Consider the following 11,941-nt stretch of genomic DNA (forward strand, 5'->3'; position numbering starts at 1 on the left):
CTGTGGTGAAAACTGAGCCACCATATATTCACCGGTTCTGTCATCCCCCGCTGCATAGGTTCTAAGGGGTTGTAAGGAACTGCTTTCCGTGCCGCCGGCCAGCACGCAATCCGCCATGCCGCTTCGTATCGCGCGAAAGCCCTGAATAATAGCTGCGCCGGCCGAGGCGCACTGCATATCCACCGTATAGGCCGGTGTTTTTTCACCATAACGCGAATTTAGGGCCGTTAAACGACCAATGTTACCACCGGTGCCAACCGCATTGCCACAGATGATTTCAGCCACCTTAGGATACTGTTCATACAACGCATCTAATACACGAGCCCCCAATATTTCCGGTTTTATCGATTTAAATTGCCCCTTATATGAACCAATGGGCGTCCTAAGGCCGCCCATTATGTACACCGGAGACAATGTTTGTTGTGTTTTCATAATGCCTCCAACGAGTAATTGTCTCTTAAATATTCAATTTAACCGCTTTCATACCTAACCAAGCAGCAATGCCGCATTTAATAATATCACCGGGAATGAAAGGCAATGCATAACCGGCTATAGCTGCTTCAAGTCCGATGTTGGTAACAATCATGCCACCGGCCATACCAAAGATGTAAGTAATCGGAATGGTAATCACTACAGAGCGCCAGAAATACCCGAAGAAAGACGGTGTTTTACCTTTAAACATACTGAGAATAGTGTAAGCAATCGGATAGCTGATATAGTAACCGCCGGCAGGCCCTAAGATTTTACCAAGACCGCTGGTACCGCCGGAAAATACCGGCACCCCGATAATGCCCAATAATAAGTACACACAAATGGTAATAAAGGCTTCCTTTGGCGGTAATAAGAATCCGATTAAGCATAATACCAAAGTGGTAGCCGTTACCATGGCCGGTGAAAACGGAATCGGGAACGAAATATAAGCGGACACGCAGGTCAACGCTACCAATAACGCCATTTTGGTCAATTTACGAGTATCTGACATAATAAACAACCTCACAAACTAAAATAATAACCACAAAATATGAGTGTATTTGCATAACTACAGTTTAAAGTTAAGCGACTCAAAAAATAAACAGTAAGCGACTTTCAAATAACCATCAAGCTGCTCAACAAAGTAAGGAAAACTCAACCTACTTGTAACTGCAGGTAAATACCGGTCGATGGGCGGTAAAACCTTGGATGGTCCGTCCATCCCTTTGTAAAACAATGGTCTCATCTACAAAGGTGGGTCTACGGAATCGAATCTTTACAGCCGTAATAGTGGGTCCCACATTTTCAACTAAATACGCCGCCATGGCTTCCAAAATCTGACAGCCCGGCACAACGGCATTTTCCTGCTGATGAATGCTGTTATGATCTTCTACATCCGTTACAAATTCTAAAATTTCAGAGCGATTGAATGCTCGCCAAGGAACAACATCAGTCGGTATGTGATAATCCGTCTTAGCCGGTTTCGGCTTCACCGGAATCGAATCGGGCGTTAAAACTTTTAACAGCACCGTAAGTGCTTCATGGCCTCTTACCAACGCCGTTTCATACCACTCGCCGTTCTGACGAACTTCAGTGTGCTCCGCCGGCTCAGCCAAACGTTGCCATTTTAACTGCGCAATCACCATTGAACGGGGTAATTCTTTATCAGCTTCAATCATGGCCTTAAATAACTCACGCATTTTGGAGCCCCCTCTTTCGCAAATCTACTTAAAATTATATTAAATTCATGCTTATTCGTCAACTATGCGCCATTCTCGTTGTTAACAAATAAAACCTTTCCCAAAGCGTACTCAAAAGCTGTGAAGTACTTACTTTGAAAAAGGCTTTTTGTTACAATGTTTTAATCAATTCCTGTAAATATGTACGGAATGAGTCTTTACAATGCTCGGAACGCAAGCCGTATTCCACGGTAGCTTCCAAATAGCCAAGGCGATCACCGATATCATAGCGGCGCCCTTCGTATTCTAAGGCATACACATCGCTCTGCAGACTCGCAAGGCCATCGGTAAGCTGCAATTCACGGCCGGCACCGAGAGGGGTATTTTCCAACACCTCAAAAATCTCAGGCGTCAAAATATAACGGCCCAAAACTGCTAAATTAGACGGTGCCAAATCGCGGGATGGTTTTTCAACCAAGCCATCCACTTTATAAATATGAGGCTCAATTTCATGACCCGCTACGATACCATAGGAACTTACCTTTGCTTCCGGTACGCGCTGAGTGCCAAGAATCGTGCCGCCCATACGCTCATGACAATCTATTAATTGCTTTAAACAAGGTTTTTCAGTATTATATACCACATCATCACCCAGTAATACGGCAAACGGTTCATTGCCTACAAAAGCTTTGGCGCAAAGAATGGCATCGCCCAAACCGCGCGGTGCTTTTTGACGAATAAAGTGAACCCGAATATCCGCCAGGGAGCGTACCATAGCCAGTTGTTTCTTCTTGCCCTGCTGCTGTAACAACTGTTCCAATTCAACACTGGTATCGAAATGATCTTCAATGGCCCGTTTATTACGCCCCGTAATAATCAAAATCTCTTCAATACCGGAGGCCAACGCTTCTTCCACAATATATTGAATCGCCGGTGTATCAACTATCGGTAACATTTCTTTCGGTTGTGCTTTGGTAGCCGGTAAAAAACGTGTACCGAAGCCGGCAGCCGGAATAATAGCTTTGCGTACTTTGCCCATGTTTGAAAGACCTCACTTTTTTCCGTCATAATAATGATTAAGAGTAATTATGAAGCTATGCCATAGGGCACAGCTTCATAACCTAAAGCGTCTATACTTTGTTCAAATTACCAGAAATCTTTTGCAACTAATCGTCTATACTCCGTTCAATTACTAGAAATCTTTTGCAACCACAAGGTAAGACCATTTTTTCTGTTTAGACTGATATGTTAACCAACCTTCAAAGGAGTGCATATCGCGATGCCAAGTATAGTCTACATAACGCAACTCACCGGACTGTACATCACGTTTTGTAGTAATCGTGAAGGTGTCCAAACGAGTCAAGCGGAATGAAGCCCCCGCCGTAAAGTTATGAAGAATATCTTCGCGGTCAAACGGATATGGGGAATTATCTTTCGGATTAATATTATTCTGACGATAACCGGCGAATAAATTAACTCGTGAATTTATTCGCCAATTCGTATTACCGCCCCAGTACGGCATGCTGCGAATATGATCGTTATAGCCATAGTAGTCACGCTGGTAAGCGGCAAAGAAACGTAAATTGGCATTCTTGGCCAATTTAATCGTATCATGGCTGACTTCACCAAAGTACATGTAGTGACTGCCCTTAATGTAGTCTTCTTTCCAATAACCGGCCGTAGCACCGCCACGAACAGTAAACGGCGTATCGCCGATATGGTACACATTAGTATATACGGAGAATTCCGGTTTCTTTTCTACCCAAACGGTACGAGCATTCAAAGTAGCCGATTCACGACTTACGCCGAATGTAGCAACGCCCCAAGGAAGGTAATGACGATAACCGTAACTTGGCTTAAAGCCTTCCTTGGTCATCCACTGATAACGGAAGAACAATTCACCGTCATCACCAATCGGATATTTAAGACCGCCCTTCAAGCCGAAACCATCGTCGCTGGAATAAGTTGGTCTTGGAATCAAGTCAAACACACTAAATTGACCTTGACGGTCATTGCGAAGGGATACTACATATTTCTTCGTACTCATGATTTTGCCGTTTTTAATAAATAATTTGGCATCATGAATAATGGCTTTATCCCCCGGATACACTTCAATGGTACTGCCTTCAATACGATAATCCGGCACACCTTTATAAGCCATAGCGTGTTTGGTAGTAACCCAACCTTTGGTGATAAGACCCTGATTACCATCAAATTCTGCTTTTTCAGCTTTTACATAATATGGCTCTACATAGCCGATAACATCCGGTGCTGTCATGGCATTAGTGCCGCTGTTAAATACTAAATCTTGGCCCCGTAAGTCCTTTGTGGCCCCTTTATTTTCCAGGTAATGAAACTCTCCATCCGTCGTATACTCTTGGGATTTAGTATTACCTAACAGCTTTTCACTATGAATTTCACGACTGCCCTGATAAGCATCTACTTTGCCCACAGCTACAACATTGCCGGTAGCACTGCTGTAATACATGCTGTCTGCATCAACTTTAACAGGTAACTCACTGTCATTGACCGTTGTCGCCGGTGTACCGCGACGGACTACACGAATGAGACCGCCATCGGACTCGCCCATATTGGCGATAGTTACCGGATTGGAATCGGTTGTAACATCTTGAGCATTTTCATAAACAAGGCCTCTATTATCGGCCGCCTGCACGGCTAATAAAGGCATAGCGACTAAAGCGGCACCCAATGCATACTTAGCCTTTTTCATTACCATCTTTTACCTACCTCATCTTCACTGGATTAGTTGCGTTTTACAACAATTATTGGTTGTGACTGCGATACATTCGTTTGGTCCTCAGTGTCAGCACTTGCTTCTTCCACTTCGCCGGCATCTTCAGAATCGGCATCTTCCACCGTTGCCGTTGAATCGTCGGACTCTTCCACTACCTTCACCGGTGCCTCTTCATCTTCATTAGCATCGGCCGGAACTAAAGTTACCGGTTCCGATACATCACCTAAGGTATAGTCATCATAGGAATCTTGCGAACTTGGATCACTGGAATTATGAGCCTGGCCGTCACCGCCTACGACAATGCCTTGTACAGTTACCAATTCTTGCGGCTGTACATAAATGGTGGCCCCTACGGGTAAATCGATATTCTTACCCTTTACAAAGAAACCGCCCACTAAGCCGACAGGGCCCAATAACACGGCACCGGCTACGGAAGCGCCGGCTGCTTTCAATTCCTGCTGGGTACGAGCTTTTGCTTCTTCCCCTTGAATAGCGGTAAATTCAGTACCATCCAAGGCCGGAACTTTATCAAACATCAAATCTAATTTACCGTTACGACCAAAAGAGGATGCTTTTTTAAGTTCGGAAATATGACCTTCCCCAACAGTGCCGGCCGGTACCAATAAAATATTACCGTCCATCAAGTCTTCCGACACGGTAAAGCTGAACGTATCTCCCAGTTTGCTGGTAGCCGTATTAATCGGCGTATTCAAGGTTACTGCAAATACTTCCGTGCTTGGTGCCGAGCCTACTTGCGAGGTCAATTTCAAAGGAGCCCCGTTAATCGTTTTGGCTAAAGCATTAATACGTGTATCCAAAGCTCCGGTGCTGATACGACCGGTTACACTCCGTTCCAACTGTTCCACACGGGAAACTAAGGAACCGGTGCCCACTTTATTCTGATAGTGCCATTCCAACATGGATAATTCTTGACTTACCGATACTTTACCGCGCGTATTGCCATCGATGGAATTGTACAAGGAATCAACTTGTGAATTCAAAGTACCGGAAGAGTCACGACCATAAACGGTTTGACTAATCTGCTGCACACGATCTACTAAAGCCCCAACCTGCGTGGAACCATACACTGTATTTTCTAAGGCATCGGTTTTCTCTAATACGGTTTCCGGAGCCGCCCATACCTGGCCGGTCATAAGCGCCGCTACCGCCAACGTAAGCATTTGTTTTTTCATACATCCTCCAAATAAACAAGACTTAACCTATTATTGAATGCTATTCGCCTCAAAGCTTAAACAAAGGGATTAGATTTTGAGGTCAATAATAGCGGATACGCCAACCCCTTGAATACGGGATGCATTAACAGGGTTCTTGCTGTCGATAGGCACTAAACCTTTAATACGAGCTACATTATTGAAGCTGGCTTCCAACTGAGCTACCGCTTCAACCCGTTCTACTTCGGAAGCCGAACCCGTTACCTGAGCCGCCCCGATGTAACCGTTCGTACCTACGCTGACAATCGGTACAACCTTAGTCGTATAAGTAGTGCTCAAATTATTCTGAGCTAAAATTTTATTTAAAAAGTCATTAATCTGGCCGCCGAAGCGATCAACTAAGATGCCCACGCCGCCGACTTTTAAAATGCTGCCTAAATTCAAGCTGAATGCTTGCGTCGTATTTACTAATGCACCGGTAGAAAGTGTAGCAATGGAAACGGCCATAACCGTTGCCAATAATTTCTTTTTCATATCTATGTCCTCCTCTATCGTATACATAATTAGCTGTTTATACTGATGTTATTATATCACAAATCAAAGCCTTTGTCCTTGTATAAGCGCCGTAAATACGCCGTTCTTTTTATAATTCATCATTTTTTTATATGCTAAGCCACCCTTTTTAAAATGCATTATACCTATGTCTAAATTTTTATATGCTGCCATACACCGCTTCTAAAACGCCAACCGGAAAAGGCCGTGCGCATACTCTGGTCTATTAAAAGGGCTATCCACGCACCATAAAGACCGAATCCCCAAGTAAAACAAAGGAGATAGGTAATAATCGGTCTGAAAATAGCAATAACAAAAAGCGAATATTTCATAACATAGAAATTATCGCCCGCCCCTTTAAGAACGCCGGAATACACTAATTGCAAAGCCTGCGGGAAGCTGGCAAAAGCCATGAGAATCATAATATCCGCCCCCAGCTGCCAAACCAACCTATCTTGGGTGAAAATATCAAATACTACATTGCGTAAACCGAAATACAGCACAAAGCCGATTACCGAAATAATAAGCGCGATACGAACACCGATTTTGCCGTACGCTTCGGCTAAGTCAGGCCTTTTTTTACCCAAAGACTGCCCCGTATAAGAGGCGCCGGAATAACTTAAGCCCATGGCAAAATAGTAAAAAATATCAATCAAATTCATACAAATATGATGTGTTGCCAAAGCGACTACCCCTAATGACGCAACCATTTTGGTATACGCAAACATCCCGAAACGCTCAAACGCCTGCTCACCCAACGAGCTGCCGCCGATATAATAGATGCCTTGTAAGATTTCTCGATTAAATTTCCAACTGCCCCGTTGCCACGACAAATGAGAGTCTTTCGTATGAATTGCATATAACAAAAGAAAGAAAATTAAGGTATAGCTTGTCATAGTGGCTATGCCGGCCCCTTTGATGCCAAGCGCCGGAATCGGTCCCAGGCCGTAAATCAAGGTAAAACTCATAACTACATTTAGCACATTGCCAATGGCATTGGCTTTAAAAATAGCCTTCGTATTCCCCACGCCGATCAGCGCCGCCCCTAGCATAACACCTAAGGCTGAAAAGAAGAGACCGATAATGATGAATTGACCATACGCAACGGCCTCATCAATATACGAGGGCTGGGCTCCCGCAAACGTTAAAATCGGATTTAACAGATAAAAACAAATACACAACAAAGGGACGTAAAACAATACGGTCAATAATACCCCTTGTTTTAGTACGGAGTTCATCGTCTCATAATCCTCTTCCCCTTTGCGCCTTGCCACAATGGCTGTAATCGCAATCGCTGCGGAACGGACAAAAACGAGCATCACCATAAGCGGTTGACTCATAATCCCTACGGCCGCCAAAGCATCGGCTCCAAGAGCTCCTACCATAGCCAAATTGATGGCTGTCATAAGTTGCAACAACAACCCCTGCATCGTAGCCGGCCAAGCTACATCAATATATTCTTTATAAATTTCTTTTGTTGTCGGCACCGGTCCCAAACGTTTCGCCGGCGGCAAAATATAATCAATCCCAAATCGTCCCGCTAGTCCTAATAACATGACAACTCCTCTTTTTCAAAAACCATGCTAAACCCACTCGCTATAAAAAAACACTCCTAAACAGAGGTCAAGGCCCTTGCCTAGGAGTGTCTATTAACTCGCATTTAATTATACACAGGATTCGTCAATTCTCATAGACCGACTATAGGTCTTAATTTGTCTTATTGAGGCAACGAAATGATGTCAGTGAAGATATCGCCTGCTTTTTTAATGATTTGTTCGTTACCCATAACGCTGATATGACTATCTTTCATAACCGAAGCTACCACTTCAGCCAAAGCTTTAATATCGCTCTGACGGGTCGCAATTACCTGTTCGCGCAAACGTTCCGCATCTTCAGGCGTTGCTTCACCGAAATATTCGCTCATAGCGCGCGGTCCGCGTAAAGCCGGTGTCAACGGAATATCAAGGCCACTCATGGTACCGATAATATACTTGCGCATTTCACGGTCGGAAATATCAAATTTCGCAAGATATTCGCTGAGCTCGCTGTATACTTTCAATGTTTCCGTCAAGTTCGGATCGCGATAACTGCAAAGTACAAAGTTACCATTGTTGTAGAAGTTTACGAAAGCACCATAGGCCCCCCCCTGAACACGGATACGCGTCCACAAGTAGTCATAACGCAAGATGACTTCCAACACCTTCATGGCACCGCCTGGTTTGAAACCATGGTCACGGAAGTTACCGCCTTGAGCTACGTACTGAACCTTACCGGAGGTAACAATACCTTCGTTAACATATTCCTTCGTAAGTTTCAAACCCTTAGCTTCAACAGCTTCATTCGGCCACTGTGGCAATACTTCGGTAAGCAATGTTTTGAAAACTTCAAATTCATGAGCTTCCCCGACGAAGTTGATATCCACATTAGCAGGGCGGAACAATTTAGCCGCTACGGCTGCCAATTTTTGTGGCAATTCTTGAAGCGCTTTTTCATCAGCAGCTAACGCTGCCAACTGTTCAAAATAACCGAGGTTAGCGGCATCACGGAATTTACCGAGTTCCGAAATCTGAGCAATGACACGATTCATTACAATGGTATGACCGCGACGGAATGCATCGGTATCCCAAATGGCTTTCGTTTCTTTAATGAGCTCGGTCAAACGATTTACATCGGTATAGTCAGTCTTCGTAACCAATTCAGACACAATGCGTACCAAAGCATCCAATTTAGTGTGTAACGCTTTGGCTCGTACGATAAATAATGGCGTAAACGCATCGCGCTGATTATATTTCGTGAAATCGGAGATGCTGGCACTGAAACCGCCGAGGTTCATATTAATTTCCTTGGCAATTTCGTTGTAATCATGCTCGGTAGTATTCACACGGGAAATAAGATCGCTCAACAAGTTAGCATAGAACAATTCAGACTCATCAAGGCAATCTAAATGGAAATAGAAGCTGGTATAGTTAATCCCTTTAGCCTGAGTCGGTACGAAATGCAAGTTCGCATCACCCAGTTTGCTATCGATACGTTCCACTCGTTCTACTTTAGGGGATAAATCGCTGAGTTCCAATAATGGAATGGTAGCCAACGCTTCTTCCGAATCCGGTGCCGCCTGACGTGCTTTAAGGGCTTTGGTCTGTGCCACAATCGCTTCGATTTCAGCTTCGGTCATGTTAGCTTTAATTTCTTTTAGCTGAGCGCGTTCCGCTTCTTCTTTCTTTTCCTGCAAACCTTTTTCCGGATAAATGGAAACGAGAGCTTTATGCTGATTCTTAAGCAAGCCGCGTTCGATTAACTCTTCAAAATAACCATTGGTAAGTCCTTCACGCAACTGTGTTAACGCCTCTTCATAACGCAATGCCTGAATCGGATCTTTGTCGTAATTCCATTGATCCATAACGCGAATACCGTAAGCCAAACCAATCGGACGACCCCCAAAATCGGCTTCGCGCAAAGCGAATTCCGTAATATTAAGGGATGCTTCCAATAAGCTCTTATCAAGGCCTTCCTTCACAAGTCGCGCAAGTTCCGATTCCACCAATTCCTGAACGCGCGCCTGTTCCTTCATTTCAGAACCGCTAACCGTTACATTCCAAATCGGCTGACGCACACTGTCTAGGAAATAACCGCTAATATCGCTGCCTACACCGGCTTTAACGAGTTTTTCCTTAAGTGGTGCTGCCGGCGAAGTCAATAAGGCATGGGTCAAAATATCAAGCCCTAAGCTGTCCACCACAGACATTTCCGGCATTACATAGGTAAGGGCATGCATAGTCTTGCCGCTTTCGCTCTCTTCCGTACCAATGCTGTACGGGTAGGCTGTTACTTTACCCTCAGCAAATGGTTTTTGCAAGGTAATTTCGGAATCAACCGTAATGGCATCAAAGTTTTGCAAATATTCATCGTTGATGAACTTTAATTGTGCTTCAATGTCCATTTTGCCGTACAAGAAGATGTAGCTGTTGGACGGATGATAATTTTTTTTGTAAAAACCTTGGAAATCTTCATAGGTCAAATCAGGAATATTATCAGGATTACCGCCGGAATCAACGCCATAGGTCGTATCCGGGAATAAATCCGCCATCATGTGGGTTTCCAAAATGGAATCCGGCGAAGAATATACACCTTTCATTTCGTTGTATACAACGCCTTTATAGGTCAATTCATCGTCCGCATTATCCAATTCATAATGCCAACCTTCTTGCATGACGATTTCTTTGTCAGTCGCTACGCGTGGGTAAAAAACAGCATCCAAGTACACATCCATTAAATTATGGAAATCCTTGTCATTCTTGCTGGCCACGGGATACATCGTTTTATCCGGATAGGTCATAGCATTCAAGAATGTATTAAGGGAGCCTTTAACGAGCTCTACAAATGGCTCTTTCAAAGGGAATTTACGTGACCCGCAAAGTACGGAATGCTCCATAATATGGGCCACCCCGGTGCTGTCCTTAGGTGGTGTGCGGAAAGAAATGGAGAACACTTTATTCGTGTCGTCCGCATCAATGTATAATAAACGGGCGCCGGACTTCTCATGGCGAAGCAAATAAGCTGTGCCGCTGATTTCCTGAACAGTCTCAATGCGCTCTACTTTAAAACCGCTATAGATATTTTGTTCTTTCATAGAAAAACTCCTTTATCATTATTTTATATTAAGCAATTAATTGATAATAATTAACTTCTCGGGCACTCAAATAAACTGTGCACAATTTATATTATACTAAAGATGAGTAAGATTTTCAAAATAAAACAGACTTTCTTAGGTTACTTCTATATAACCTAAGAAAGTCTGTTTATTGATAAGTTTAATAAGCCCTGACAGCCGCGCTAATAATTGCTATTGAACACTATTAACCGCGATTGCCGATAACTAAATTATCATGAATAGCACGAATCGCATCTTTTACGCGATCTTCCGCAATCAAGCAAGTAATGCTGATTTCAGAGGTACTGATAATTTCAATATTAATATTTTCTTCGCCCAAAATGCCGAACATCTGAGCAGCTACGCCCGGTTCACCAAGCATACCGGCACCGACGATGGATACTTTGGCCATTTTTTCATTAATGACATATTCTTCCATCTTCGTTTCCGCTTTAAGGCCGTCCAACACTTCACGAGCCAATACGACATCATCCAATGTAATGGTGAATACGATATCCGTCTTCTGATCTTCCACAGTACGAATGCTCTGCACAATCATATCCACATCAACATTTTTATCTGCCAAACTTTGGAAAATATGATGGGCAATGCCCGGTTTATTTTCAACGCCTACCACTGAAACTTTCGCCACATTGGTATCGTCAGCCACGCCTTGGATTACATGTTCATTTGCTTTCATTGTATAGTCCTCCCGAATAATGGTTCCCTCATTGTCACTGAATGTAGAGCGTACATGAATCGGCACGCCGTAACGGCTACCCATTTCTACGGCACGAGGCTGCATAACACCCGCCCCCAAGCGAGCCATTTCAAGCATTTCACCGTACGTAATTTCATCCAATTTAACCGCATTCGGTGCAATTCGAGGGTCGGTCGAATACACCCCTTCCACATCGGTGAAGATTTCACATACATCCGCCTGCATTGCCCCCGCTAATGCAACGGCTGTCGTATCGGAACCACCACGTCCGAGAGTCGTAATATCACCACAATCGGTAATCCCCTGGAAGCCGGCAACAACCACTACGTTACCTTCATCAAGGGCTTTAAATACACGTTTCGGATCGATTGTCAAAATGCGACCTTTCCCGTGATTATCACTGCTCAAGATACCGGCTTGAGCGCCCGTCATGGAAACGGC

10 protein-coding genes are annotated in these 11,941 nt (G+C 44.0%); all 10 read right to left on the reverse strand.

What is annotated here, in order from left to right:
- Positions 1 to 432, reverse strand: a 432-nt coding sequence (locus E7204_RS04350) for a beta-ketoacyl synthase N-terminal-like domain-containing protein (RefSeq protein WP_295181935.1), incomplete at its 3' end; no start/stop codon positions are given.
- Between the two features lie 25 nt (positions 433 to 457).
- Positions 458 to 982: a biotin transporter BioY gene (locus E7204_RS04355; protein ID WP_295181937.1), complete on the reverse strand. Its 525-nt coding sequence runs from the start codon at positions 980 to 982 to the stop codon at positions 458 to 460.
- Between the two features lie 148 nt (positions 983 to 1,130).
- Positions 1,131 to 1,670 carry a hypothetical protein gene (locus E7204_RS04360; protein ID WP_295181939.1) on the reverse strand — a complete coding sequence of 180 codons (540 nt, stop codon included), beginning with the start codon at positions 1,668 to 1,670 and terminating at the stop codon, positions 1,131 to 1,133.
- Between the two features lie 151 nt (positions 1,671 to 1,821).
- Complete coding sequence (galU, locus tag E7204_RS04365) at positions 1,822 to 2,688, reverse strand: UTP--glucose-1-phosphate uridylyltransferase GalU (protein ID WP_295181942.1); 867 nt, start codon at positions 2,686 to 2,688, stop codon at positions 1,822 to 1,824.
- 153 nt (positions 2,689 to 2,841) lie between these two features.
- The gene (locus E7204_RS04370; RefSeq protein WP_295181945.1) at positions 2,842 to 4,386 is read right to left on the reverse strand and encodes an LptA/OstA family protein; all 1,545 of its coding nucleotides are present in this window, start codon (positions 4,384 to 4,386) and stop codon (positions 2,842 to 2,844) included.
- A 26-nt stretch (positions 4,387 to 4,412) separates the two neighbouring features.
- Positions 4,413 to 5,597, reverse strand: a complete 1,185-nt coding sequence (locus E7204_RS04375) for a hypothetical protein (protein ID WP_295181948.1) — start codon at positions 5,595 to 5,597, stop codon at positions 4,413 to 4,415.
- 69 nt (positions 5,598 to 5,666) lie between these two features.
- Positions 5,667 to 6,110 (reverse strand): hypothetical protein, encoded by a 444-nt coding sequence (locus E7204_RS04380; RefSeq protein WP_295181951.1) that lies wholly within the window; start codon positions 6,108 to 6,110, stop codon positions 5,667 to 5,669.
- Positions 6,111 to 6,280: 170 nt separating this feature from the next.
- Entirely contained in the window at positions 6,281 to 7,684 is a 1,404-nt protein-coding gene (locus tag E7204_RS04385; RefSeq protein WP_295181953.1) for an MATE family efflux transporter, read from the reverse strand.
- A gap of 161 nt (positions 7,685 to 7,845) precedes the next feature.
- On the reverse strand, positions 7,846 to 10,758 hold the full coding sequence (locus tag E7204_RS04390; RefSeq protein ID WP_226974245.1) for an insulinase family protein: 2,913 nt from the start codon (positions 10,756 to 10,758) through the stop codon (positions 7,846 to 7,848).
- A 226-nt stretch (positions 10,759 to 10,984) separates the two neighbouring features.
- On the reverse strand, positions 10,985 to 11,941 hold a 957-nt coding region (locus E7204_RS04395), incomplete at its 5' end, for an aspartate kinase (RefSeq protein WP_295181960.1).

It is taken from the genome of Veillonella sp. (genome assembly GCF_015058545.1).
GTDB lineage: Bacteria > Bacillota > Negativicutes > Veillonellales > Veillonellaceae > Veillonella_A.

Coding starts and splice junctions, on each gene's coding strand:
- E7204_RS04390 (WP_226974245.1), bottom strand. CDS start 10,758: ATGAAAGAACAAAATATCTATAGCGGTTTTAAAGTAGAGCGCATTGAG.
- E7204_RS04355 (WP_295181937.1), bottom strand. CDS start 982: ATGTCAGATACTCGTAAATTGACCAAAATGGCGTTATTGGTAGCGTTG.
- E7204_RS04375 (WP_295181948.1), bottom strand. CDS start 5,597: ATGAAAAAACAAATGCTTACGTTGGCGGTAGCGGCGCTTATGACCGGC.
- E7204_RS04370 (WP_295181945.1), bottom strand. CDS start 4,386: ATGGTAATGAAAAAGGCTAAGTATGCATTGGGTGCCGCTTTAGTCGCT.
- E7204_RS04380 (WP_295181951.1), bottom strand. CDS start 6,110: ATGAAAAAGAAATTATTGGCAACGGTTATGGCCGTTTCCATTGCTACA.
- E7204_RS04385 (WP_295181953.1), bottom strand. CDS start 7,684: ATGTTATTAGGACTAGCGGGACGATTTGGGATTGATTATATTTTGCCG.
- galU (WP_295181942.1), bottom strand. CDS start 2,688: ATGGGCAAAGTACGCAAAGCTATTATTCCGGCTGCCGGCTTCGGTACA.
- E7204_RS04360 (WP_295181939.1), bottom strand. CDS start 1,670: ATGCGTGAGTTATTTAAGGCCATGATTGAAGCTGATAAAGAATTACCC.